At 34.7% G+C, this 24,194-nt stretch carries 25 protein-coding genes; 11 read left to right on the forward strand and 14 right to left on the reverse strand.

The features are described 5' to 3' along the window. The first annotated feature begins 122 nt into the window (after positions 1–122). On the forward strand, positions 123–3,551 hold the full coding sequence (locus tag FNW17_RS10095; RefSeq protein ID WP_144071567.1) for a methylmalonyl-CoA mutase family protein: 3,429 nt from the start codon (positions 123–125) through the stop codon (positions 3,549–3,551). Positions 3,552–3,779: 228 nt separating this feature from the next. Here the strand turns inward: FNW17_RS10095 and FNW17_RS10100 are convergent, their stop codons facing one another. Next, positions 3,780–4,346: a DUF1543 domain-containing protein gene (locus tag FNW17_RS10100; protein WP_143391649.1), complete on the reverse strand. Its 567-nt coding sequence runs from the start codon at positions 4,344–4,346 to the stop codon at positions 3,780–3,782. Between the two features lie 190 nt (positions 4,347–4,536). On the opposite strand from FNW17_RS10100, the gene FNW17_RS10105 reads away from it, so the two are divergent. After that, positions 4,537–5,055, forward strand: coding sequence for a hypothetical protein (locus tag FNW17_RS10105; RefSeq protein WP_144071568.1), 519 nt, complete (start codon positions 4,537–4,539; stop codon positions 5,053–5,055). Positions 5,056–5,111: 56 nt separating this feature from the next. On the opposite strand, the gene FNW17_RS10110 is transcribed toward FNW17_RS10105, so the two are convergent. After that, positions 5,112–6,062, reverse strand: coding sequence for a TerC family protein (locus FNW17_RS10110; protein WP_144071569.1), 951 nt, complete (start codon positions 6,060–6,062; stop codon positions 5,112–5,114). A 135-nt stretch (positions 6,063–6,197) separates the two neighbouring features. After that, on the reverse strand, positions 6,198–7,211 hold the full coding sequence (locus FNW17_RS10115) for a glutamine synthetase beta-grasp domain-containing protein (RefSeq protein ID WP_143391646.1): 1,014 nt from the start codon (positions 7,209–7,211) through the stop codon (positions 6,198–6,200). Between the two features lie 202 nt (positions 7,212–7,413). Here FNW17_RS10115 and FNW17_RS10120 point away from each other — a divergent pair, with 202 nt between their 5' ends. From FNW17_RS10120 to FNW17_RS10145, 6 genes are all read left to right on the forward strand, one after another. Beyond that, a complete protein-coding gene (locus FNW17_RS10120) occupies positions 7,414–9,603 on the forward strand; it encodes a glutamine synthetase III family protein (RefSeq protein ID WP_143391645.1) in 2,190 nt (729 codons plus the stop codon). 185 nt (positions 9,604–9,788) lie between these two features. After that, the gene (locus FNW17_RS10125) at positions 9,789–10,967 is read left to right on the forward strand and encodes an AIR synthase related protein (RefSeq protein WP_144071570.1); all 1,179 of its coding nucleotides are present in this window, start codon (positions 9,789–9,791) and stop codon (positions 10,965–10,967) included. Positions 10,968–11,086: 119 nt separating this feature from the next. Beyond that, on the forward strand, positions 11,087–11,443 hold the full coding sequence (locus tag FNW17_RS10130) for a hypothetical protein (RefSeq protein ID WP_144071571.1): 357 nt from the start codon (positions 11,087–11,089) through the stop codon (positions 11,441–11,443). 92 nt (positions 11,444–11,535) lie between these two features. Beyond that, positions 11,536–12,138: a GNAT family N-acetyltransferase gene (locus tag FNW17_RS10135; RefSeq protein WP_144071572.1), complete on the forward strand. Its 603-nt coding sequence runs from the start codon at positions 11,536–11,538 to the stop codon at positions 12,136–12,138. An 89-nt stretch (positions 12,139–12,227) separates the two neighbouring features. Then, complete coding sequence (locus tag FNW17_RS10140) at positions 12,228–12,575, forward strand: DUF1508 domain-containing protein (protein WP_144071573.1); 348 nt, start codon at positions 12,228–12,230, stop codon at positions 12,573–12,575. A gap of 247 nt (positions 12,576–12,822) precedes the next feature. Beyond that, positions 12,823–13,173 (forward strand): DUF1801 domain-containing protein, encoded by a 351-nt coding sequence (locus tag FNW17_RS10145; RefSeq protein ID WP_144071574.1) that lies wholly within the window; start codon positions 12,823–12,825, stop codon positions 13,171–13,173. Between the two features lie 47 nt (positions 13,174–13,220). On the opposite strand, the gene FNW17_RS10150 is transcribed toward FNW17_RS10145, so the two are convergent. Genes FNW17_RS10150 through FNW17_RS10160 form a run of 3 tightly spaced genes read right to left on the reverse strand, consistent with a single transcriptional unit; the run spans position 13,221 to position 15,396 of the window. Continuing rightward, positions 13,221–14,066, reverse strand: coding sequence for a hypothetical protein (locus tag FNW17_RS10150; protein WP_394344370.1), 846 nt, complete (start codon positions 14,064–14,066; stop codon positions 13,221–13,223). 10 nt (positions 14,067–14,076) lie between these two features. Beyond that, on the reverse strand, positions 14,077–14,895 hold the full coding sequence (gene kdsA / locus FNW17_RS10155) for a 3-deoxy-8-phosphooctulonate synthase (protein WP_143390599.1): 819 nt from the start codon (positions 14,893–14,895) through the stop codon (positions 14,077–14,079). 48 nt (positions 14,896–14,943) lie between these two features. Continuing rightward, positions 14,944–15,396: a 2-dehydro-3-deoxyphosphooctonate aldolase gene (locus tag FNW17_RS10160; protein ID WP_144071575.1), complete on the reverse strand. Its 453-nt coding sequence runs from the start codon at positions 15,394–15,396 to the stop codon at positions 14,944–14,946. A 157-nt stretch (positions 15,397–15,553) separates the two neighbouring features. Here FNW17_RS10160 and FNW17_RS10165 point away from each other — a divergent pair, with 157 nt between their 5' ends. Together FNW17_RS10165 and FNW17_RS10170 are read left to right on the forward strand one after the other, a co-directional pair. Then, positions 15,554–16,111, forward strand: coding sequence for a YeeE/YedE family protein (locus FNW17_RS10165; RefSeq protein ID WP_144071576.1), 558 nt, complete (start codon positions 15,554–15,556; stop codon positions 16,109–16,111). A 2-nt stretch (positions 16,112–16,113) separates the two neighbouring features. Beyond that, positions 16,114–16,527, forward strand: coding sequence for a DUF6691 family protein (locus FNW17_RS10170; RefSeq protein WP_144071577.1), 414 nt, complete (start codon positions 16,114–16,116; stop codon positions 16,525–16,527). Between the two features lie 119 nt (positions 16,528–16,646). On the opposite strand, the gene FNW17_RS10175 is transcribed toward FNW17_RS10170, so the two are convergent. The 6 genes from FNW17_RS10175 to FNW17_RS10200 all read right to left on the reverse strand — a co-directional run bounded on the left by FNW17_RS10175 (position 16,647) and on the right by FNW17_RS10200 (position 21,288). Then, positions 16,647–16,922, reverse strand: a complete 276-nt coding sequence (locus FNW17_RS10175; RefSeq protein WP_126563143.1) for an ATP-dependent Clp protease adaptor ClpS — start codon at positions 16,920–16,922, stop codon at positions 16,647–16,649. 41 nt (positions 16,923–16,963) lie between these two features. Further along, positions 16,964–17,578 (reverse strand): class I SAM-dependent methyltransferase, encoded by a 615-nt coding sequence (locus FNW17_RS10180; RefSeq protein ID WP_144071578.1) that lies wholly within the window; start codon positions 17,576–17,578, stop codon positions 16,964–16,966. A gap of 18 nt (positions 17,579–17,596) precedes the next feature. After that, entirely contained in the window at positions 17,597–18,430 is an 834-nt protein-coding gene (gene prmA / locus FNW17_RS10185) for a 50S ribosomal protein L11 methyltransferase (RefSeq protein WP_143390595.1), read from the reverse strand. Between the two features lie 129 nt (positions 18,431–18,559). Then, positions 18,560–19,129 (reverse strand): YceI family protein, encoded by a 570-nt coding sequence (locus FNW17_RS10190; RefSeq protein WP_185964809.1) that lies wholly within the window; start codon positions 19,127–19,129, stop codon positions 18,560–18,562. 124 nt (positions 19,130–19,253) lie between these two features. After that, positions 19,254–20,648 (reverse strand): hypothetical protein, encoded by a 1,395-nt coding sequence (locus FNW17_RS10195; protein ID WP_235892969.1) that lies wholly within the window; start codon positions 20,646–20,648, stop codon positions 19,254–19,256. Positions 20,649–20,706: 58 nt separating this feature from the next. Beyond that, positions 20,707–21,288, reverse strand: coding sequence for a YceI family protein (locus FNW17_RS10200; protein WP_143390593.1), 582 nt, complete (start codon positions 21,286–21,288; stop codon positions 20,707–20,709). Between the two features lie 472 nt (positions 21,289–21,760). Between FNW17_RS10200 and FNW17_RS10205 the strand changes: the two genes are divergently transcribed. Next, a complete protein-coding gene (locus FNW17_RS10205) occupies positions 21,761–22,783 on the forward strand; it encodes a quinone-dependent dihydroorotate dehydrogenase (RefSeq protein WP_143390592.1) in 1,023 nt (340 codons plus the stop codon). Here FNW17_RS10205 and FNW17_RS10210 read toward each other — a convergent pair. Both FNW17_RS10210 and FNW17_RS10215 read right to left on the reverse strand, forming a co-directional pair. After that, positions 22,766–23,479: a DUF3307 domain-containing protein gene (locus FNW17_RS10210; protein ID WP_143390591.1), complete on the reverse strand. Its 714-nt coding sequence runs from the start codon at positions 23,477–23,479 to the stop codon at positions 22,766–22,768. The two genes, FNW17_RS10205 and FNW17_RS10210, sit on opposite strands and share 18 nt — an antisense overlap. Beyond that, the gene (locus FNW17_RS10215) at positions 23,476–24,087 is read right to left on the reverse strand and encodes a SatD family protein (protein ID WP_126563202.1); all 612 of its coding nucleotides are present in this window, start codon (positions 24,085–24,087) and stop codon (positions 23,476–23,478) included. The genes FNW17_RS10210 and FNW17_RS10215 overlap by 4 nt, the downstream gene beginning before the upstream one ends. Positions 24,088–24,194: the final 107 nt, after the last annotated feature.

The raw sequence follows: 24,194 nt of genomic DNA on the forward strand, positions 1-24,194 counted from the left end.
CATAAAATGCTAAATGAATACTATTAAAATTGTTTTCTTTTTTCTAATAAATAAATCGGATGCCTGTTGATTCTTAAAAATAATTGTAAATTGCAGTATTAAAATTATCATATTCACAAAAAATGGAAATCGCTAAACCCTATATTCCTGTTCATAAAGTTCGAATAGTCACAGCCGCATCACTTTTTGATGGTCACGACGCTGCTATCAACATAATGCGAAGAATTATTCAATCCACAGGTGTTGAGGTCATTCATTTAGGCCATGACCGTAGTGTTGAAGAAGTCGTGAATACGGCTATTCAGGAAGATGCCAACGCTATTGCCATGACTTCGTACCAAGGCGGTCACAATGAATATTTTAAATATATGCGTGATTTGCTTTGCGAAAAAGGCGCTTCACATATTAAAATTTTTGGCGGTGGAGGTGGTGTCATTCTTCCCTCAGAAATTGCCGATTTGCAAGCATACGGAATTACCAGAATTTATTCGCCAGACGATGGTCGAGCGATGGGTTTGCAAGGCATGATTAACGATTTGGTACAACAATCCGATTTTGCTATTGGAGATGTATTGAGTGACGAAATCAATCATTTGGTAGAGAAAAATCCAAAGGCAATTGCCCGCATTATATCTTCGGCTGAGAATTTTCCTGAAATTGCCGCATCTACATTAGATAAAATACATAAAATAAATACCGATTGCAAAACGCCTGTTCTCGGAATTACAGGAACTGGTGGCGCAGGAAAATCCTCTTTGGTTGATGAATTGGTACGACGTTTTCTTATTGATTTTCCAACCAAAACTATTGGAATAATTTCGGTGGATCCCTCTAAAAGGAAAACGGGTGGCGCATTGCTAGGGGATAGAATTCGGATGAATGCTATCAATAATCCCAGAGTTTATATGCGTTCTTTGGCCACACGGCAGTCTAATTTGGCTTTGTCTAAATACGTTTCCGAAGCGATTCAAGTAATCAAAGCGGCGAAATACGACCTGATTATTCTTGAAACTTCTGGAATAGGTCAATCGGATACTGAAATTACGGAGCATTCCGATGTTTCTCTTTATGTAATGACCCCCGAATTTGGCGCAGCAACCCAATTGGAAAAAATTGATATGCTTGATTTTGCTGATTTGGTAGCGATCAATAAATTCGATAAACGCGGTTCACTCGATGCTTTGCGTGATGTAAAAAAACAATACCAGCGCAACCACAATCTTTGGGATACGGATTTAGATAAATTACCCATTTTCGGAACAATCGCATCGCAGTTCAACGATCCGGGAATGAATACGTTGTACAAAGCGGTTATGGATAAAATTCACGAAAAAACCAATTCTGATTTGAAGTCGACTTTTGAAATTTCGCATGAAATGAGCGAAAAAATATTCGTGATTCCGCCGCACCGAACGCGTTATTTATCTGAAATCGCTGAGAATAATCGAAAATATGATGCCACGGCATTGACTCAAGTAGAAGTTGCCCAAAAATTATATGGTATTTTTAAAACGATTGAATCAGTTTCTAATAATGAGGTTTCTGTAGCAAAAGCAGGAATTGACGATTCTTTTGTCATTCTGACGAAGGAAGAATCTCATCCTTTTTTAAAACTGCTTTTAGCCGAATTTGATCGTGTAAAAATGGATTTGGATCCCTACAATTGGGAAATAATCTTGACTTGGAACGAGAAAGTACAGCAATACAAAGAGCCCTTTTACACTTTTAAAGTCCGAAATAAAGAAATTAAAATAGAAACTCATACCGAATCGCTTTCGCATTCTCAGATTCCAAAAATTGCTATGCCAAGATATCAAGCTTGGGGCGATATTTTACGTTGGAATTTACAGGAAAACGTTCCAGGCGAATTTCCTTTCACGGCCGGATTGTATCCTTTTAAAAGAGAGGGAGAAGATCCGTCGCGAATGTTTGCAGGAGAAGGAGGACCGGAACGAACCAACAAACGTTTTCATTATGTAAGTGCTGGTTTACCTGCAAAACGACTTTCAACCGCTTTTGACAGCGTGACTTTATACGGAAATGATCCACATATTCGCCCTGATATTTACGGAAAAATTGGAAATGCCGGAGTTTCTATTTGTTGTTTGGATGATGCCAAAAAATTATATTCCGGTTTCGATTTGGTCGATGCGATGACTTCGGTGAGTATGACCATTAATGGGCCAGCTCCTATGATGTTGGGCTTTTTTATGAATGCTGCTATTGATCAACGCTGCGAAATTTACATCAAAGCCAATCATCTGGAAAAAGAAATTGAAGAAAAAATAAAAGCTATTTATACCAAAAAAGGAACGGAACGACCAAAATATCAAGGTAATTTGCCAAATGGAAATAATGGATTAGGATTGCTGCTTTTGGGTGTGACCGGAGACGAAGTTTTACCTTTGGAAATTTATAATGAGTTAAAAGCCAAAACACTTTCTAAAGTTCGCGGAACGGTTCAAGCGGATATTCTCAAAGAAGACCAAGCTCAAAATACTTGTATTTTTTCGACCGAATTTGCACTAAGATTGATGGGAGATGTTCAGGAGTATTTCATTATGAAAAAGGTGCAAAACTTTTATTCGGTTTCTATTTCGGGGTATCATATTGCCGAAGCTGGAGCCAATCCGATTTCGCAGTTGGCTTTCACTCTTTCGAATGGTTTTACTTATGTAGAATATTATTTGAGTCGTGGAATGAAAATCAATGATTTCGGTCCAAACTTATCGTTCTTTTTCTCGAACGGAATTGATCCGGAATATGCGGTAATCGGTCGAGTGGCTCGAAAAATTTGGGCGAAAGCAATGAAAAATAAATATGGTGCCGATGAACGAGCGCAAATGTTGAAATACCACATTCAAACTTCGGGTCGTTCGCTTCACGCACAAGAAATTGATTTTAATGATATTCGAACGACTTTGCAGGCTTTGTATGCCATTTATGACAATTGTAATTCCTTGCATACCAATGCTTATGACGAAGCGATTACCACACCAACCGAAGAAAGTGTGCGTCGAGCGATGGCCATTCAGTTGATTATTAATAAAGAATTGGGATTGACCAAAAACGAAAACCCAATTCAGGGCTCTTTCATTATCGAAGAATTAACCGACTTAGTAGAAGAAGCGGTTTTACTAGAATTCGACCGAATTACAGAACGTGGTGGCGTTTTAGGCGCTATGGAAACGATGTACCAAAGAAGTAAAATTCAAGAAGAAAGTTTGTATTATGAAACCTTGAAACACACTGGTGAATTCCCAATTATTGGTGTGAATACGTTCTTGAGTTCTAAAGGTTCTCCAACTATTATTCCTGCCGAAGTGATTCGTGCCACTGAAGAAGAAAAAAAATACCAAATTGCAATGTTGGCTCATCTGCATCAATCCAATCCCGAGAAAGTAAAAGAGCATTTGAATACCTTGCAGGAAGCTGCCATCAAAAATGAAAACTTATTCGAGCATTTAATGGAAGCCACCAAGGTTTGTTCTTTGGGGCAAATTACGGTTGCTTTGTTTGAAGTTGGCGGACAGTATCGAAGAAATATGTAAGAAAATATTAGTTTTACTATTGCCGTTTTTGTTTGAGTGGGGCTTCGTCTGCGTTGCGAATGAAGTGTTTAATTAAAATATTGAATAACAAAGCCATATAAAACAAACCCCCAGCGCCTCTCAATAGGGGAGTTAGAAGTACTTATATTAAACTACGTCATTTCATATTGCTTTTTTTAGAATACAAATTGGACTTCAAAAGGTCTATTCTCCTTGATTTTGTTAAATCTAGATTTTGTCCAATTTCAAATAGCCAATGTGTAAAGTATCTTCTTCAAAAAAGGGAGTTACTTTCGTGATTTTCAAAGAATATTTTTCTTTATAACTGGCGTCCAAAATATCGGCAACATTATAAATATCATCTACATCAATTCCGTATTTGTCATCTATGTGTGAGGTGGCACCCTTGAAACCGCAGTGTTTGTAGAACGTTGTTGTTTTAGCATTTTTGGAAGCAGCACTTAAATTTTCGGCAATGGTGAGCATTTTATAATGGTATTCTTCAAATTCGTTTTCTTTGTACCCACCAAGATTGATGAAAAATAAATTGTCTGAAACAGAATTTTCAATTGCTTTTTTTGCTACAATTTCAATCGAAAAATTATCAACCATAGTCACTTCTCGCCAAGCATCAATGTGAATTCGACCTTTGGCTTCAGACCAAAAAGCATTCATTTGAGGAATCAAATCTTTTAAGTTTTGTCCAATTCCAAAAAAAATATCGTGTTGTTCTGTATATCTGCCTTCGGGCGTGCAGCCCAATAGTATCATATATAATTTAGGATTGTCTTTCATAAGTTGCTGTTTGTTTTTTGTTAGACAAAAAATTTTAAAAATATTTTGCAATGCTCACAGCGCATTTTCACTAGGTTTATTTTGTATTAACAAATATAAATCAATTTATTATTACTAATTTCAGTAAAAAAATTTATTTTGGTTTGATTTTTGGAATAGCCAATTCGAACCCATTAATAAATAAGAAATCATGAAAAAAATAATTACACTTTTTGCCGTTATTGGAATTTTTAGTTTCCAAAGTTGTACAACTACAACAGATTCAAATTATGTGGATAATGATACAATAGCAGAAGCTTTTGAAATTAAAGCAAAAAATTTTTATAACGATCCAAATGATAGTCCAGATGAAGGTTATTTTATTTATGGTAAGTTTACCCCAGCAATTTATTCCTCGGATGTTGTTTTGATTTACCGATTGTCAGGAACTATCGATTCGAATACTCCAATTTGGCAACTAATCCCTAGAACACTATTTCTTGCACAAGGAGAGCTTGATTATGATTTTGATTTTAGTAAAGAGGATTATACTATATATGCGGGCGGGACTTATAATTTAGCGTTAACTCCACAGTATATAAATAATCAAACTTTTAGAATTGTAATTGTTCCTGCTAACCTAGTTCAGGGAGTAGATAAAAATAGTTATCCAGCAGTTATGAATGCTTTAAATATCAAAGAAAATCAAATTCAAAAGATTAATTTTTAATCCAATTAGGCATAAATAGAAAAAAGGAAATCGAGAGATTTCCTTTTTTCTATGAGTTATTTAGAAGAAGTTTTTTCACTCATTTTCAATGAAACAACAATTCCTATGAGGAGTGAAAGTGCAATGAAAACTAAGGAAACCCATTCCGGCAATTCATAAAAATCATGAAGCAACATTTTTAGACCAACAAAGGTCAAAATTGCAATCAAACTGTATTCTAAATAGCTGAATTTTTCGAGCATATTGGCCAAGAAGAAATACATAGAACGCAAACCTAGAATGGCAAAAATATTGGAACTAAATACTAAAAATGGATCTGAAGTAATCGCTAGAATTGCTGGCACACTATCAAGTGCAAAAATTACATCCATAACCTCAATAACAATTAGCGCTACAAATAATGGTGTTGCAAAAGTTTTACCCGCTATTTTTATAAAAAAATGTTCCTTTTCGAAAGTTTTGGTAATTGGAATTATTTTTCCGAGTAACTTATAAATTATTGAATCTTTAGGTTGAAAATCATCTTCTTCTTTTGTATACAACATTTTTGCTGCAGTAAAAATCAAGAATGCGCCAAATATGTAAGTAGTCCAACTGAATTTATTGATTAGTAAAACTCCAAAATAAATCATTAAACCTCTAAAGATAATAGCCCCTAATATTCCCCAAAATAATACTCTATGTTGGTTTTTTTGAGGTATTTTAAAGGAAGAAAAAATAATAGCAATCACAAATATATTATCGACACTAAGCGATAATTCTATTAAATAACCAGTGAGGTATTTTATTGCAGCGGTTGTTGGTTTTAATTGGTCCGGGTTTGCAATGTAGCTATTGGTGTACAGCCAATAAATCACTCCTGAAAACAGAAAAGATATAGTTACAAATATTGCAGTCCATTTGCCGGCTTCTTTAGAACTAATGACATGGGGTGTTTTATTGAAAACACCTAAATCTAGAGCAAGGAAAAGCAAGATAGCAGCGATGAATAATATCCAAACAGTCATATTTTAAGTAATTTGTATTGTTGATTATGCAAAGATACCTTTTGGCATTGATATAAAGAGGAAAATTATTATTTTACACCATAAAAAAAGTGCCTTCATATCTGAAAGCACTTTTGAGTTATATTGGATTGAGATTTACAAAACTGATTTCACAGTTTTGATAATTCTTGCAGCAATTTTGTATGGATCACCATTAGATGCTGGTCTTCTATCTTCTAGCCATCCTTTGTATCCTTTTTGAACAGCGATCAATGGAATACGGATTGAACATCCTCTATCAGAAACTCCCCATGAGAAATCGTGGATAGAAGCCGTTTCGTGTTTACCAGTCAAACGTTGGTCGTTGTAAGCTCCATAAACAGCAATGTGTTCAGCAGTTACAGGACGGAAAGCTTCACAAATTTTAGCATAAACTTCTTTGTCTCCACAAGTTCTTAGAATTTCATTAGAGAAGTTTGCGTGCATTCCTGAACCATTCCAGTCAGTATCTCCAAGTGGTTTTGGGTGGTATTCAATATAATAACCGTATTTTTCAGTCAAACGATCTAATATGTATCTAGCAACCCAAATTTCGTCTCCTGCTTTTTTAGCTCCTTTTGCAAACAATTGGAATTCCCATTGTCCACAAGCCACTTCTTGATTTATTCCTTCGAAGTTGATACCAGCAGCAATACAAATGTCCGCATGCTCTTCAACTAATTTTCTTCCGTGAGTGTTTTTTCCTCCTACTGAACAGTAGTACATTCCTTGTGGAGCAGGGTAACCTCCTACAGGGAAACCAAGAGGCAATAAAGTTTTAGTGTCCATAATGAAATATTCTTGTTCGAAACCGAACCAGAAATCTCCATCATCATCAATGGTAGCTCTTCCGTTTGATTCGTGTGGAGTTCCATCAGCATTCATAACTTCTGTCATTACTAAATATCCGTTGATACGAGTTGGATCTGGGTAAATTGCAACAGGAACTAACATACAGTCAGATGAACCACCTTCTGCTTGTCTAGTTGATGATCCGTCAAAAGACCAGTTTCCTATTTCTTCTAATGTTCCTTGAAAATTTTCATGCTCTTCTACTTTGGTTTTACTTCTAAGATTTTGAGTTGGTTCGTAACCGTCTAACCAAAGGTATTCTAGTTTAATTTTTGCCATAACAATATAAATTAATTAAGTGTTGTTTAATTATTATGCAAATATAAATTAAAAGTATTATTAGTATAAAACAATGGGGTGCAAATTAATTTGCATACTGTTATTTTTATGAATACCCTATTATTATATGGGTAATATTGTAAAATTAAAATTTTTTATATGCTAAAATTAATAATTACCTTTGTTAAAAATTATCAAAATTATGGCAACATTACGTTTTCAAGCTTTAAATGAAGCTTCTAGCAGAAAACCAGTCCATTTTGAGGAGACTGACAGGAAATCAATTATTTTTGGTTCGAATGTTTTTAATGAAAAAGCAATGAAGCAATTTTTGACTTCGGATGCTTTAAAAGCGGTACAAGGTGCGGTACAGAACGGAACTAAAATAGACCGAAAATTTGCCGATTATATTGCTATGGGTATGAAAGAATGGGCTTTATCTAAAGGTGTAACTCATTATACGCACTGGTTTCAACCACTAACCGGGAGCACTGCCGAAAAGCATGATGCTTTCTTCGAAACTTTGTATGATGGGAGCGATCCCGTAGAAAGATTTGGTGGAGGCCAATTGGTTCAACAAGAACCCGATGCTTCTAGTTTTCCGAATGGGGGCATTAGAAACACCTTCGAAGCAAGAGGATATACCGCTTGGGATCCCACTTCGCCAGCGTTTATTTATGGTACAACTTTATGTATTCCCACGGTTTTTATCTCTTATACAGGAGAAGCCTTAGACAATAAAATTCCTTTATTGAGAGCTTTGTCCGCCATTGATGAAGCCGCTACAGATATTTGTAAATATTTTGACAAAAATGTCAAAAAAGTGACAGCAACACTTGGGTGGGAGCAAGAATATTTCTTGGTCGACAGTGCATTAGCTAATTCTCGTCCCGATATTTTAATGACGGGAAGAACTTTGTTAGGTCACACCTCTGCCAAAGGGCAGCAATTAGACGATCATTATTTTGGGTCGATTCCAACTCGTGCTTTGACTTATATGCGAGATTTAGAGCAAGAATGTATGTTGCTCGGAATTCCAGTGAAAACGCGTCATAACGAAGTGGCTCCCAATCAATTTGAGTTGGCTCCTATTTTTGAAGAAACGAACCTTGCTGTCGATCACAATTGTTTGTTGATGGATGTAATGCAAAAAGTGGGTGAACGTCATCATTTGAAAGTTTTATTACACGAAAAACCATTCAAAGGGGTTAACGGTTCAGGGAAACACAACAACTGGTCATTAGCTACAGATACCGGCGTTAACTTATTGGGTCCTAGTAAAACACCGATGAGCAATTTGCAGTTTTTAGCTTTCTTTATCAATACCATCAAAGCGGTAAATGATTATGAAACGTTGTTGCGAGCTGCCATTGCAACCGCCAGTAACGATCATAGATTAGGTGCTAATGAAGCGCCACCAGCTATTATTTCAGTCTTTATTGGTGAACAATTGACCAAAGTATTAGCGGAATTAGAAGGTGTAACCGACGGTAAATTATCACCTGAAGAAAAAACCGATTTAAAGCTGAATGTAGTTGGAAAAATCCCAGAAGTAATTTTGGATAATACCGACAGAAATAGAACTTCGCCATTTGCTTTTACCGGAAATAAATTCGAGTTCAGAGCAGTAGGTTCTTCGGCAAACTGTTCAAATGCAATGACGACTTTGAATACTATCGTTGCCAAACAATTGAAGGATTTCAAAATTGAAGTCGATGCCTTGATTGAAAACAAAGGGTTGAAAAAAGACGAAGCCATTTTTAATGTTTTGAGAGAATACATCAAAGTTTCTAAAAAAATCCTTTTCGAAGGAGATGGTTATAGCGATGCATGGGAAAAAGAAGCTGCCAAAAGAGGTTTGAGTAATTTCAAAACCACTCCAGAGGCCTTGAAAGCTAGAGTTTCTAAACAAGCTTTGGATTTATTTTCAGAAATGGGAATCTTGAATCATATAGAAATGGAAGCGCGTTATGAAATTGAATTGGAGGAATACACCAAGAAAATTCAAATCGAAGGCAGAGTTTTAGGAGACCTTTCTATCAATCACGTTATCCCAACAGCGATTCGGTATCAAAATACTTTAATCGAAAATGTAAAAGGTTTGAAAGAAATTTTTGGAGACGAGTTCAAAACACTGGCCAAAGAGCAAATTATTCTTATCCGTGAAGTTTCTGGACACATCGAAGGAATCAATTCTAAAGTAGAAGCGATGACCAACGAAAGAAAGAAAGCCAATCATTTAGAAAGTGCACAAGAAATGGCAGAAGCCTATTGCAATAAAGTGAAACCATATTTCGAAGAAATCAGAAATCATTGTGATAAACTGGAGTTGTTGGTAGATGACGAAACTTGGACATTGACCAAATACAGAGAATTGTTGCTTACCAAATAAGAATGCAATTCTGTTATATAATAATGCCTCTTCTGTTTTGAAGAGGCATTTTTTGTTAATTAATAAAATTTTAAAAAATCTGTGAATCTGTGGCTGACTTTTAAAAGTGAAAGTTCAGTTAAAAAACCAATAGGCAAAACCCAAAAAAAAGATTTATCTTTGCGCCACAACTACACACCTATACAATGAGTTCAGATTCTAGCAAACGTTATGCACAAAGAGGAGTTTCAGCATCTAAAGAAGATGTGCACAACGCCATAAAAAACATCGATAAAGGATTATTTCCACAGGCTTTTTGCAAAATTGTCCCAGATTATTTGACCAATGATGAAGATTATTGTCTTATAATGCACGCAGATGGCGCAGGAACCAAATCGTCATTGGCATATATGTATTGGAAAGAAACGGGTGATATTTCTGTTTGGAAAGGTATCGCGCAAGACGCTTTGATAATGAATATCGACGACTTATTGTGCGTAGGAGCCACCGACAATATTTTGCTTTCTTCCACTATTGGAAGAAACAAAAACCTAATTACTGCCGAAGTAATTTCGGCCATCATCAACGGAACCGAAGAATTAATCAAAGAACTAGATTCTTTTGGTGTGACCATTCATTCAACTGGTGGAGAAACGGCCGATGTAGGCGATATTGTTCGAACTATCATCGTAGATTCAACCGTTACTGCTAGAATGAAACGTTCTAAAGTAATTGATAATGCCAACATAAAAGCGGGTGACGTTATTGTAGGATTGGAATCTTTCGGTCAAGCCACTTACGAAAAAAGTTACAATGGCGGAATGGGAAGCAACGGATTGACATCAGCGCGTCACGATGTTTTTGGAAAATATTTGGCTACCAAATATCCAGAAAGTTACGATGCTGCAGTTCCTGAAGAATTGATTTATTCAGGTCAGATGAAATTGACTGATGCAGTCGAAAATTCACCAATAGATGCGGGACAATTAGTGCTTTCGCCAACTAGAACCTATGCCCCAATTATCAAGAAAATTTTGGATAAATATTCGTCCAATGAAATTCACGGAATGGTGCATTGTAGCGGAGGAGCACAAACCAAGATTTTACATTTCGTTCAAAAACTACATATCATAAAAGACAATTTATTCCCGGTTCCACCCTTGTTCAAACTCATTCAAGAGCAATCCAAAACCGATTGGAAAGAAATGTACCAAGTATTCAACTGCGGACATCGTATGGAAATTTACGTTCCCGAAGCCGTAGCTCAGGATATTATTGCGATTTCAAAATCGTTCAATGTCAATGCTCAAATTGTGGGTAGAGTAGAAGCTGCCGATACAAAGAAACTGACAATTACCAGCGAATACGGTACTTTCGAATATTAGAAGGGTTTGAAATTGTTTAAGGCTGTTTAAAATTGTTTAAAACTGTTTGTTTTTTGATCGTTAAACAATTTTAAACCTTTAAACAATTTTAAACTTTTAAATCCTTAAACTTTTCCTCAATGTACGAACTACTTTTTTGGCAATATCAAGACGGAATTTATCTCAACCATCATTTGGTTTACGAAGCCTTGGTCGAACAACAAGAAGTCGAAGGTCTTGAAACGCTTCCTGTTCAAGTAATCCTGAATCGTATTCATTCGGTCTTTTCAAGCTGGGAAAAAGTAGATGAAAGTAGTTGGAAAAACACCAACGGAAATGGTGCTTTTCACGTTAAAACAACGCCACAAAGTATCCAAATTGATTGCTACGGAACTGAAGGGAAGACCATGAATTTGCTCGCCGATACTTTGGAAGAATTCAAATGTCCGTTGTACGACCCTCAAATTCCAGTGCGTTACGACGAGTTTAACGAATAGATTTCCGTCATTACAATCCAAAAAAAAATCCCGTGTAAATCCGTTTCATCCGTTTCATCTGTGTCATCAGTGGCTAATTCAATATATATCCTATGCCAACAACTCATAACTTTCCGCAAAATATAATCCTCGAAGACGACTTTGTTTTGCTTCGTCCGTTACAGGAATCTGATGTAGAAAACTTATTGGAAATCTCTATCAACGAACCTGAAACTTGGGAATATTCTTTGGTTCGTGCCAACGGAAAGGAAAACTTAGAAAATTACATTCAAATTGCTCTAAAAGCAAAAGAAAACAAAACCGAAATCACTTTTATCGTTTACGACAGAAAATCAGGAAAATATGCTGGAAGCACTCGGTTTTATGATATTCAATTGCCATTCAAAACTCTGCAATTGGGTTATACTTGGTATGGCAAAGATTTTAGAGGAACGGGATTAAACAAACATTGTAAATTTTTGCTCTTACAATTTGCCTTCGAAACCCTTGGAATGGAGCGTGTGGAATTTCGTGCCGACAACAACAATCAACGCAGCATTTCCGCAATGAAAAGCATCGGTTGCAAAATCGAAGGCGTTCTTAGAAATCATATGCCAACCTTGGGAAGTGAACTGCGACGAGACAGTATTATTTTGAGTATTCTTCGCAACGAATGGTTCGATGAAGTGAAAGACCATTTAAAAGCGAAATTGTGACGGCATAAATTCCAATTTATTCCACAATTTCCCAAAGTAGAGAGGCTATTTTACTCTTTTTTAACTCCATTTACAATCCGCATTACACTATGGGAACATTCGTTATCAGCAAACGATTTGATGATCGTTATAAATTTGTATTCACGTCCCGAAAAGGGAAAACTATTTTCACGAGTCCTTCGATGGAACTCAAGATGGAATGTGAAGAAAGTATTGAAGCCATAAAGACTAATATCGAAAAATACACTTACGTGAAAGCCAGAGCGGCCAATGGAAAATATTTTTTCAAGATGATGCTTGACGAAGCCGTAGTTGCCACGAGCCGAAAATACACCACACCATTATTGCTTGAAAAAGGTATAGACGAAATCATTCGAACTGCCGTTAAATCAGATGTTTTGGATTTCACGATGAATGAGTTTGTGTTTCCAGATTAGGATAATACTTTTGAAATTTTTAGATGTGTTCTGCGATTATAATTGCTATTGCAACCTTGAAATCGCTTGCAAATAAAACTATTTAATGAATTAGGTACAAAATAATTAAAGTTTAGTAAAGGGCGCGCGTTGAGACTTGCTGGTTCGCTTCAATCAACCCAAATTAAGCTGAATTTGCTTCATTAAAACAACGTTTGTTTATTCTACTAAAGAAAAAAATCAGTAGTTTTTTAATTATTTTTACAAAATGAGATTTACAGACGAATATATCTTTAGACAGCCCGAAAACTACCAATCGATACTACAGCAATTGATTCCTGTTTTCAAAAGAGAAATCCCTGAACTAGAGTTGTTGTTCAAATGGGGAATGCCTTATTTTTATTATAAAAAGAGGATGTTTTGCTATTTAATTTCTAATCTAAAAAAAGGGTTCGTTGATGCGGGTTTTGCCAGAGGTTTTCAATTAAAACGAAACCAAGAATACTTAGTTGGCGAAAAACGAAATACAGTAAAATCGCTGCGTTATACTAGTTTAGAAAGTATCAACAACGAGATTTTAGTCGATGTAATCCAAGAAGCTTTAAGCTTGTATAAATAAAAAAAATCTCCTTTTGGGAGATTTTTTTATAAAATTATGTGTAGAAATTAGATTTTGAAAATTCCCCCAAAAGCAATAATTGTTTCTCCAAAGAAAAACTCTTGTGAGGCACTGTCTGAAGTGCTTGCCGTGGTGCGAATGTCGGGCATATTAATGTAGCCCCCTTTTAAGGCTCCTTCGATAGTGAAATACTTGAAAATGGTCAAGTTAATTCCTGCCCTAACCGATGTTCCATATCCTGATACGTGAAACTCATCGTATCTTTCTTTGCCCATAAGGGTCGTATTGGTTTTTGGATACAAAACTCCAACGCCAAAACCTCCGTTGATGTTTACTTGAAATTTATCGGTGTTTTTTATGCCAAACCATTTCGAAATATCATCTTGTCGGGCAATTTCAGTATAAACATAATTTAAACCATCGGTGTGTTCAAACATTATAAATTCTTCGGTTAGCACCGTTGGAGTATTGGCATAACCTCCGTTAAAAGGTGGGTTTCCGTCAATAATTCCGGTGATATTTGCCGTTTGGTTTTGGGTCATTACATATTTCATATGATCAACTCCAATAGACAGGCTGTATTTGTCGGTGAAAAAATAACCCAGTTTGAAATTGGTTTGAGGTATCGTCGCTCTGCCAGGTGTTATGTAATCTATGTGCCAACCTTTTGGTTTGTCGTGCGCATCGGCATTTTGAACAACGAAATTGTAATTATCACCCATAAAACGAATGTCGGATTGTGAGTATTTGTCTCTATTTCCGCCCCAAGAAATGGTGAATTTTCCTTTGTTGTGAGCTGTATATCTTTCTTTTATAATAGTGTCATTTTGAGCAAAAGTGCTGAGAGAAATGAAAAGAATTAATAGGGCGGAGTTGAACAAATTTGTTTTCAAAATAGGGTTATTAAAATTGATTTATGGTTTTTCTGATGGCGACTAGCTTGGTCATTAAGGCTTCAAAATAGTCTAAATGTAGCATATTGGCACCGTCACTTTTAGCATTTGCAGGGTCAAAATGAGTTTCTATGAAAATTCCATCTACACCTACAGCGATTCCGGCTTTGGCAATGGTTTCAATCATATCGGGTCTTCCGCCAGTTATGCCAATGGTTTGGTTGGGTTGTTGTAAGGAATGAGTAACGTCAAGAACTGTTGTTGCGTAGCTTTGCATTGTTGGAATTCCACGAAAATCAACAATCATATCTTGGTAGCCAAACATCGTTCCGCGATCCGTTACCATTACGTTTTGATTGTTGCAATCCAATACTTTTTGAACGGCATGTTTCATGCTTTCGGGACTCATAAATTGTCCTTTTTTCAGGTTGACTACTTTTCCAGTATTGGCGGCAGCAACGACTAAATCGGTTTGACGAACTAAGAAAGCGGGAATTTGCAACACATCAACATATTCGGCAGCCATTACTGCATCTTCGTTGGTGTGAATATCGGTAACGGTGGGAACTCCAAAAGTTTCGGAAACTTTTCGAAGAATTTGCAATGCTTTTTCATCGCCAATTCCTGAGAAACTGTCAATTCTGGAGCGATTGGCTTTTTTGAAGGAACCTTTAAAGACGAAAGGAATCTCCAATTTATTGGTAATACCAACTAATTTTTCGGCAATTCGCATTGCCATTTCTTCGCCTTCGATAGCGCAAGGTCCTGCCAATAAAAAGAAGTTGCCGCTATCAGTATGTTTTATTTGTGGAATGTTGTGTATGTTCATAGTGAATTTTTTCTGAGGACAAAGATAGTTAGGATTTACGGTTTTGAATTATTTATTTTTTAATCTTAATCCAAAAGGCACCATCAAAACTCCTTTTTCGTAAATATTTAAATATAAAATTACAAGCGATTTTTGCCCTTCCCATTTTAGTTCATAGACATCCAATAACCCTGCTCCCATTGCACTTCTTTTTGTGGGAAATGGACAGCAACTTTCTAGTTTGGTATAGGTTATTTTTTCGCCTTTTGGTCCGGCCAAAGCATTCAAAAAGCGTTGCTGATTGATGGTTTCGTTTCGAGTACTTTCAAAAAATATATTGATGGGATAATCCTTGTCATACCCATATTTTCTGTCCTTACTAAATTCTGAAATATAAAAGGTGTTATTTTCAACAAGCTGAAGATTTGGAGCATCATTATCAATATTTTTTATGGTAGATTTTGTGCTAGTACATGATGTAATGCTAATTATTAAGGCGATAAGAAGAGCAGTTTTTTTCATAATTACAATATTCGAATTTTAAGGATTAAACTACGAAATAACGTAATCTAATTTAGTAGCAAATTTAACAGGTATTGCTTCCATAAACAACAATTATACCTTAATTATTCCCCTTATAAAATTAGAATTATTATTTTAGCACAATAAAAATAATATTATGGATATTTTATTTCAAACATGGCCTTGGTATGTTTCAGGATTTTTGATAGGAATTGTGATGCTTAGCCTCATTTATTTTGGAAAGTCTTTCGGAATGTCTTCTAATTTGAGCACTTTGTGTTCGATGACGGGATTGGGTAAAAAAGTTAGTTTTTTCAATTTTGATTGGAAAGCGCAGCGTTGGAATTTATTGGTGGTTTTAGGGGCGATGTTGGGCGGATTTGTGGCGGTTCATTTTATGAGCGATGCTTCTAATGTGGATATTAATCCCAAAACAATTGCACAATTGACACAACTAGGCATAGATGCGCCCAACGGAAAATTATTACCCAATACACTGTTTGCAAACGATATTTTTCAGTCTCCCAAAAAGATTTTGATTTTGATCTTCGGTGGTGTTTTGATTGGTTTTGGAACGCGTTATGCCAGCGGATGTACTTCGGGACACGCTATTTATGGTTTGAGTAGTTTGCAAATTCCTTCTTTAAAAGCGGTAATTGGATTTTTTATTGGAGGATTGATTATGGCGCATTTTATTTTACCTTTAATTTTTTAGTTATGAAAGCATTAAAATACATCGTTGTTGGTTTTGTTTTTGGGATTGTTTTAACCAAATCCGAAGCGGTTTCTTGGTATCGAATTTATGAAATGTTTCTATTTCAATCATTTCACATGTACGGAATCATTATGGTTGCTGTTGTGACTGGAGTTATTGGAATTCAAATTATAAAAAGAAGAAACATCAAAGACATCAAAGGTTTGCCCATAGAAATTATTACTAAAGAAGCTGGTTCCACTCGGTTTTGGGTTGGCGGAATATTTTTTGGATTGGGTTGGGCTTTAGTAGGTTCTTGCCCTGGGCCGATATTTATATTACTTGGAGCTGGATTTTTACCCATTATTTTGGTGCTTTTTGGAGCACTTTTCGGAACTTTTTTATACGGATTGATGAAGAATAAATTGCCGCATTAAATCCTCACCCCAACCCTCTCCAATGGAGAGGGAGCCGAAATTGGATTATAATTTTAAATTAAAAAAAGCAGGATTTTCTAAAAGTAAATTCTGCTTTTTTTATACAATAACTTGAAATTTCACACTATCTCAGCACTCAAGCCAGCATCTAATAATTGACTGCATTGTGGTTTCAGTTTTTCTAAAATATCTGTTTTTACAGTACATTTCCCTCTGTAATGCACAATTATTGAGCATTGTTCGGCTTGTTCGGGAGTGTGATTGCAAACTCTGATTAGGGTTTCGATAACATGTTCAAAAGTGTTTACATCGTCATTATACACTATAATTTCGTTGTTTATTGTTCTTGACTCTTTGAGGCTAACTCGTTCTCTAACTTTTACTTTGGTACTCATTTTTAAATAATTTGTAGGTTATAAATAAAAATAGTGTTGTTTTACTTGATTTTTTCAAACACACAAAATGTAAAATTTTGCTTGGTTTCAAAGGGGGTTATATGATCTTCAGTGATACATTTTAGTTTTTTAAAATTGTCTGAAAATTGATTTTCTATTTCTTTTTCAGAGTATTGTTTGATGTCTAGTCCACTACATTTTTTTGGGCCGTTTTCTGAAAAGGTACCAATTATTATAAAATTAGTTACCCATTTTTTAGTAATTTCAGCATATTTTTTTATTTGCCCCGATGTTGTCAAAAAATGAAATGTGGCTCGGTCATGCCAAATGTCATACTTAGTTTCTGGCTTGAATTCAGTAATATCCGAAACAATCCAATTTACTTTTTCAGTATTTATACCCAATCTTTTTTTTGCTCTATCTAATGCATTGGCCGAAATATCCAAAATCGTAATATTCTCATATCCATCTTTTAGTAAAAAATCGACAAGTTTGCTGTCGCCACCACCAATGTCTATGATTTTTGCTGTTTTGTCTAAATGGGTTTTCCTTATAAAATCAAGTGAAGTTTTTGGGTTTTCTTGCGTCCAACTTACTTCACAGGGCTGTTTGGTTTCATAAACTGTTTCCCAATGATTTTTTCTGTCGATTTCCATTTGTCAATTTTTCGAATACTAATTTACATATTTTAAGGATACCCAATTGTTTCTTTTGAATTTTTTTACATAGGTTAATCCTTTTTCTGTGCAAGAAGCATCAATAAACGGAATGTCTTCGGTATAAAAACCGCTCAATAATAAGGTTCCCTTTGGATTCAAGCAATCTATATAAGATTGCATATCGTTCAACAAAATATTTCGGTTAATATTGGCAATTATTAAATCGTATTTTTTTTCTTTCAATACCGCAGCATCTCCTTCATAAACTGTGATATGATGACAATTATTTCGTTCGGCATTTTCGATAGAATTCAAATAGCACCAGTTGTCAATGTCTACAGCATCAATAGGTTGAGCGCCTTTCATTTCGGCTAAAATCGCTAGAATTGCGGTTCCGCAACCCATATCAAGAGTTTTCATTCCATTAACATCGATTTCTAATAAATGCTGAATCATCATATGTGTCGTTTCGTGGTGACCGGTTCCGAAACTCATTTTGGGTTCGATGATAATGTCAAATTCGGCATCTGTTTTTGGGTGAAAAGGAGCGCGAACATGGCATTTTCCATCCACATCGATGGGTTCGAAATTCTTTTCCCATTCTTCGTTCCAGTTGACTTGGTCGATTTCTTCCACTTTGTAGGAAATGGTAAATTCAGGCGATTTAAGAATGAACAAATCGTCAAGGATATTCTCATTCCAAAGGTCTTTTTGAATATAGGCTACAATACCTAAATCACTATCGATAAAGCTTTCGAAAGGAAGTTCACCCAGTTCGGCAACAAGAATTTCGGAACCTAACTCTTTTGGTTCAACCGTAAAATGGTAGCCTAAATATATATTTGACATAAAATTATTTTTTGCAAAGGTAGTATTTCTCTTTTTATCGAATAGTCTAAAACGAAAAAATAGGATTGAATTGCATCAAACCCTATTTTAGGAATTTATGGATATAACATCCTAAAGTATAATTTCAATTTATAGTTTAGCCACTTCGTTATCAATCGATATTTTACAAATGATATGAAAATCGATTTTTATCCATTCGCTAACTTTTATCATTCCTAGCATTTTGGTTTCAGGAGTAAGACCAAAATCACGAATGCTTAATTTTTTGCAGCCATTTACGGTATATACATCTCCAGTACTATTAAATGTGATAGGGATGATGTATTGTTTTGTTTTGCCTGTAATTGTAATGTTTACCAATGCTTCACCAGTATAAATTTTTCCTTTTTCGGAGATGGGTTGTACATCTAAATAATTGAGTTGAACTTGTAGAATAGGGTAGCTGTCCGATTTTAATAACTTTAAAAAATCTTTTAAAGCCATTGCATTATTAGAATCAAAGTTTTTGACAACAACAGAAAGTTGGTTTTGACTTATTAATGTTTTGTTTTGATTTTGTGTAGTTACAACCGACAACTTGCTTCTACAGAGCTTATCTCCATTTTGGTAGATCTTGAAAGGTGTAATATTTGTTGATCCATTGATCGTTAAGGAACTGTTTTTTTGAATTTCGGCAGAAACTAATGTTTGTGCTGTCATTGATAAAGAAATTATGAAACTGAATGCCAGAAAATAAAGTAGCTTTTTCATAATATAAAAATAATAATTTTAAGAAAAATAAAACTGGCAAGAGCGAATCTTGCCAGTTTCTAACAAAAATCAACTAGAAACTAATAGTTGCTTCAAATACTAAACCTTTGAAATTACCACCATAAAAGTTGTTTGCATTTCCAGTAGGTACGTTTCCTGCAAATTGTGCGTAATCTTTATAGTTTTGACTAACATAATCTAATTTTGCTAAAATATTTTTAGTCATAAACCAACCAATGCTTGATTCAACTCTATTTACTGTAACTTCTTTAGCATCTGCATTAGATAGTTTTCCAGATACAGTATTGTATTTTGCCGCTATATAGAATTGTTCTGATTTTCCAAATCTGTAAACAACATCTCCAGCAAATTGGTTAGCAGTACGCTTGTCGTCAACACCAGCTTTATCTCCTCCTGAAGCTAATTCGATAGTTCCAAAGAATTCAAGACTTTTGTATTTTACAAATGGGTTAAACATAAGTGAAGTAGCCCAGTTTTTGAAACCAGGGTTGAAGGTTCCTTCTGGTGTAGCAGTTGCATTGTAATTAGCAGCAACAGCAACACCGTTATTGGTGTACCCATTATTGTTCAATACACCCCAAAAACCAAATCCTGATCTAGAAGAAGAATATAAGTTTGAGTTACCTAAGTTTGCACTATGGTAGTAAGAACCTGTAAGTCTTACTCTCAAATCTTGGGCGATTTGTTTGTCATAACCTAATTTAGCCAAGATTGTTGGACTAACTACTGTATTAGCATTAGGACCAGCGGTATAAACAACTTCTTTGATACCTTGATTTAAATTTCCATTTGTAACACCCAACATACTTACTAATCCGCTTCTGTTGTAATACACTTCCATACCCATTTCAGTAGTGAATGCATTCATAATATTGTTGCCAACAAATGCATTTCTAATCGTGCTACCGTTGTCAGAACTTCTGAAGTGAGCATCACCAAAATTGTTTTCCATTTGTCCAATTTTGATTGTAGCGTATTTCATAATGCCTGCAAGGAAGTCTTTTTTGATGAAGTCTAACTTGTCAATTTGTAAATATCCACCTCTTGCATAAGTTTCATTGTGGTGTCTTGAAGCTAAATAAATATCTAGATTTACTCTTACACCGTCAAACAATTGTGCTCCAAGGGTCATATCAGCTGCAGGAAGGTTAAAATTATTTTCTTGATTCATTAATCGATATCCAGCAATTTTTGAAGGTAGAGCAAAAGTTGCAGGTTGGTCATTAAACGAGTCTACGGCTTGATAATCCATATTAAATGCACCTCCTAAATCAATACTAAGACCTTTAAATTCAACGCTGTCTTTTTTTACGTCAAATTGATTTATTCCAGTCTTGTCTCTTTTAATTTGATTTTGGATTTTACCAAAAGTAACCTGTTGTGCCATTATATTGCCAGAGAGGCAAATGGCGGCTATCATTAAAGATGTTTTAAAAATTGTTTTCATAATTAGAATTTTAAATTGGTTATTGATTATATTTAGTTTATTGATTTACGAATTGATATTATCCTTTAAAAGTTACGTCAAATTTAACCGTAATTGCATCGCCAGTTTTCATGGTACCTAGCATAGCTGTTGGTGGTTTCATTTTATAATCAGTCATTTTTAACGGAACACTACCTTTAAGTTGGTAATCGCCTGATTTTGTGATTTTACCAATGGCTTTGATGCTGATTTTTCTTGTTGCTCCTGCAAAAGATAGATTTCCTGTCAATGTGATTTCGGTATCGTTGTCACTTAGTTTTGCTTGAGAAACATCTGTCAATTGAAAAACGATGTAAGGGTTCTTTTTGTAATCGAAGGCATCGTAAGTTTTGCCATCCATAATCCCGTTTCCACTTTTCAACGATTTAACTTCTATTTTTATAGTTATGGCGTTAATTTGTTTTGAACCGTTTATTCCTAATTCTCCGGTTACTTTAGTTGGTTTCATATCCCAATCATGCACATTTGATGTTCCATGTACATTAATGAATGCGGCTGATGGAATGATATTATAATTTTGAGCAGTTACTTTACCGCTAACACAAAACATGATACTTATAAAAAGAATCATAAAGTATTTTGAAAATTGAGTTTTTGACATTGTAATTGGATTTTAATTATTTTTTAATGGATTAACATTTTTTTTTAGTTAATTCTGATTCATTTTTCTTGTACAAAGATATATTGGCAAATTAAATATAAACCTGATAATTATCATATTACTAGTTTTTTTTAAAAATTAAATATCTTTTTTTGATAAATAATTATATTATTAAGAGATAAAGTGATTTATTCGCAAACATCGTTTGTTTTTTATTATTAAAATAGGAGTTTTTTGTCTTGTTTTAAAAATTGAAATTTAAGGAGTTAATTAAATATTGTTGAAAAACATAAGTTATTTAGTATGATTTTTAACAATGCTTTATTTTCAATAAAAACTTAATTTTAACTTAATATTTATAATTGAACTACAACGTTTTCTATTGGCAGTTGAGTCATTTTTTAAATATATTTTCTAAATATTTATTAATTCGATTAGATAATTCTATTTTTGCACCACAACACCCTTTATTATGTACAAACAAATTATACGTCCTATCTTTTTCTGTTTTGACCCTGAAAAAGTCCATTATTTTACCTTTTCACTCATTCGAAATCTATCCAAAATACCCGGAATTCCATCCCTTTTTAGAGCATTATATGTTGTCGATGACAAACGATTGGAAACAGAAGTCTTTGGATTGAAGTTCAAGAATCCTATTGGATTGGCGGCTGGAATGGACAAAGACGCTTCATTGTATAATGAATTGTCTAACTTAGGTTTTGGATTTATCGAAATTGGAACTATTACTCCAAAAGGGCAAGAGGGTAATCCTAAAAAGCGCATTTTTCGTTTGCTAGAAGATACTGCTCTTATTAATAGAATGGGGTTTAATAACGGTGGTGTTCAAGAAGCTGTCGAACGATTGAAGAAAAACAAAGGCGTTCTCATTGGCGGAAATATTGGAAAAAATAAAGTCACTCCAAACGAAAATGCTGTCGATGATTACTTGATTTGCTTCGATGCCTTATACGATTATGTGAATTATTTTGTGGTTAATGTGAGTTCACCTAATACACCCAATCTTCGCGAGTTACAGGAAAAAGAACCTTTGAAACAACTATTGCAAACGTTGCAAAATCAAAATTTGACCAAGCCAAAGCAAAAACCAATTCTTTTGAAAATCGCTCCAGATTTGACCGATACTCAATTGTTGGATATTATTGAAATTGTCAAAGAAACTAAAATTGCGGGCGTTATTGCTACCAATACCACTTTATCTCGTGAAGGTTTGCAATCGGAAAATAAAGTTGAAATGGGTGGAATGTCTGGAAAACCATTGAAAAATCGTTCGACTGAAGTAATCCGTTTTCTTTCCGAAAAAAGTAATAAAGCCTTTCCAATTATTGGAGTTGGTGGAATCCATTCAGCGGATGATGCGATTGAAAAATTGGAAGCAGGAGCGAGTTTAATCCAATTGTATACAGGATTTATCTACGAAGGACCAGGTTTGATAAAGGCAATCAATAAGAAGATTTTAGCCAAAATGTACTAATCCGAATTGCACCAAAAGTCCTATCAATAAAGCGAGTCCGAAACTTAGAAGCGTTCCGATAAGTACATACTCAGTCAGTTTTCTGTCTTTGGCTTCTTTCAAATCGCCAAAGCGAAAGATGGATTTTGCAGCCAATAAAAATCCAATGGCTTCGAAATGTCCTGTGAGAATAAAGCAAAAAACAAACAAGCGTTCGAATATTCCGATATAATTTCCAGCATTTTCCAGCGAATCATCGTTTTTATAGTTGCTTTCAGGTGTCCAAATAGAAATAGTATTTTTGATGATTATCGAAGTGGGTTTTGTAAGGAATAAAATTCCAGTAATCAGTATCCAAAACTGATTGTCGAAGACGGAAAAATCAACGGTTAAATTTTTATAAAGGCTTACAATTAGTACAATAGTTATCAAATGCAGCATTTGATCAATAACAAACCAATTTCGTTTTGTATTCTTTTTTTGAAATTGCAATTTCAAAAAATCTATAAATCCGTGTGCTAAAGCTAATGCTAGTGCAAACCAGCCAAAAGCCAATTCGCCAACGAACAACCAAGCTAAAATTCCGTGTAAAAAGGTATGAATGTAAAGGTATATGCTTCTGTGTTTTTTACTTTCTTTATCCAAAACCCAAGAGGTAGGTTGCAATAAAAAATCGCCTAACAAATGCGCCAAAAGCAGTTTTACAAAAATAATCATACGCTGATGGTTTTGATTTTATTTCTGAAATATTTTTCTATTTCCATTACTAAATCAAATTGGGCACGTTTTCTTCTTCGGCTAACTGCTGCTTGATTGATGCCTAATTTTACACCAATTTCTTCCTGTGAAAGAGATGGGTTTTCAATGGCTGCCAAAACAAATTCAGCCGATTGTGCCAACCAATTATTCATAAAAGTCAGTCCCAATCGCAACATCAAATTGATTTCGGCATCAAATCCTTCATTGCCCGAATTAATGGCTAAATTGATTTTTTGTTTCTTTAAAGTTTCAAAAACTTCGCCAGAACGTGAAAAAGCGGTTCCGTTGCTTTCCGAAATTTTCTTGGACTTATAAGTCATTTCTCCAAAACCAATACTCATTCTGACATCTAACTTTATAGATTTAAAATAAGATTTAATTTGCAGTGCTATTATCAAAGCTTCTTCTGGATTTTTGATTTCCAATTGGAATTCATCGCCTCTGTAAATCTCCCATTCTACTGGGTTTTTGCCAAAAGTATTCAATAATTTCTTTAAACCATCTATCCAAATTTTGGATGATAATTTCCTAGAATTGACGATATCTCCTGTAATTATGCCTATCATATTTCAAAAGTAATTAAAAAATGGATTCGAAAAACAATTTATTTAAATATTACCAAAAAACGTAATAATAGAAAATATTACCAAAAAGCGTAATAATATAAAATATT

Origin of the sequence: Flavobacterium franklandianum, from assembly GCF_007097365.1 — a bacterium.
GTDB lineage: Bacteria > Bacteroidota > Bacteroidia > Flavobacteriales > Flavobacteriaceae > Flavobacterium > Flavobacterium franklandianum.

Bases quoted from the DNA above. Each gene is read 5' to 3' on its own strand.
- FNW17_RS10120 (WP_143391645.1), top strand. From the start codon at position 7,414: ATGGCAACATTACGTTTTCAAGCTTTAAATGAAGCTTCTAGCAGAAAA.
- FNW17_RS10145 (WP_144071574.1), top strand. From the start codon at position 12,823: ATGAGATTTACAGACGAATATATCTTTAGACAGCCCGAAAACTACCAA.
- FNW17_RS10175 (WP_126563143.1), bottom strand. From the start codon at position 16,922: ATGAGTACCAAAGTAAAAGTTAGAGAACGAGTTAGCCTCAAAGAGTCA.
- FNW17_RS10095 (WP_144071567.1), top strand. From the start codon at position 123: ATGGAAATCGCTAAACCCTATATTCCTGTTCATAAAGTTCGAATAGTC.
- FNW17_RS10195 (WP_235892969.1), bottom strand. From the start codon at position 20,648: ATGAAAACAATTTTTAAAACATCTTTAATGATAGCCGCCATTTGCCTC.
- prmA (WP_143390595.1), bottom strand. From the start codon at position 18,430: ATGTCAAATATATATTTAGGCTACCATTTTACGGTTGAACCAAAAGAG.
- FNW17_RS10170 (WP_144071577.1), top strand. From the start codon at position 16,114: ATGAAAGCATTAAAATACATCGTTGTTGGTTTTGTTTTTGGGATTGTT.
- FNW17_RS10140 (WP_144071573.1), top strand. From the start codon at position 12,228: ATGGGAACATTCGTTATCAGCAAACGATTTGATGATCGTTATAAATTT.
- FNW17_RS10135 (WP_144071572.1), top strand. From the start codon at position 11,536: ATGCCAACAACTCATAACTTTCCGCAAAATATAATCCTCGAAGACGAC.
- FNW17_RS10115 (WP_143391646.1), bottom strand. From the start codon at position 7,211: ATGGCAAAAATTAAACTAGAATACCTTTGGTTAGACGGTTACGAACCA.
- FNW17_RS10130 (WP_144071571.1), top strand. From the start codon at position 11,087: ATGTACGAACTACTTTTTTGGCAATATCAAGACGGAATTTATCTCAAC.
- FNW17_RS10200 (WP_143390593.1), bottom strand. From the start codon at position 21,288: ATGTCAAAAACTCAATTTTCAAAATACTTTATGATTCTTTTTATAAGT.
- FNW17_RS10180 (WP_144071578.1), bottom strand. From the start codon at position 17,578: ATGGAAATCGACAGAAAAAATCATTGGGAAACAGTTTATGAAACCAAA.
- FNW17_RS10125 (WP_144071570.1), top strand. From the start codon at position 9,789: ATGAGTTCAGATTCTAGCAAACGTTATGCACAAAGAGGAGTTTCAGCA.
- FNW17_RS10190 (WP_185964809.1), bottom strand. From the start codon at position 19,129: ATGACAGCACAAACATTAGTTTCTGCCGAAATTCAAAAAAACAGTTCC.
- kdsA (WP_143390599.1), bottom strand. From the start codon at position 14,895: ATGAACATACACAACATTCCACAAATAAAACATACTGATAGCGGCAAC.
- FNW17_RS10215 (WP_126563202.1), bottom strand. From the start codon at position 24,087: ATGATAGGCATAATTACAGGAGATATCGTCAATTCTAGGAAATTATCA.
- FNW17_RS10105 (WP_144071568.1), top strand. From the start codon at position 4,537: ATGAAAAAAATAATTACACTTTTTGCCGTTATTGGAATTTTTAGTTTC.
- FNW17_RS10205 (WP_143390592.1), top strand. From the start codon at position 21,761: ATGTACAAACAAATTATACGTCCTATCTTTTTCTGTTTTGACCCTGAA.
- FNW17_RS10210 (WP_143390591.1), bottom strand. From the start codon at position 23,479: ATGATTATTTTTGTAAAACTGCTTTTGGCGCATTTGTTAGGCGATTTT.
- FNW17_RS10100 (WP_143391649.1), bottom strand. From the start codon at position 4,346: ATGAAAGACAATCCTAAATTATATATGATACTATTGGGCTGCACGCCC.
- FNW17_RS10165 (WP_144071576.1), top strand. From the start codon at position 15,554: ATGGATATTTTATTTCAAACATGGCCTTGGTATGTTTCAGGATTTTTG.
- FNW17_RS10160 (WP_144071575.1), bottom strand. From the start codon at position 15,396: ATGAAAAAAACTGCTCTTCTTATCGCCTTAATAATTAGCATTACATCA.
- FNW17_RS10110 (WP_144071569.1), bottom strand. From the start codon at position 6,062: ATGACTGTTTGGATATTATTCATCGCTGCTATCTTGCTTTTCCTTGCT.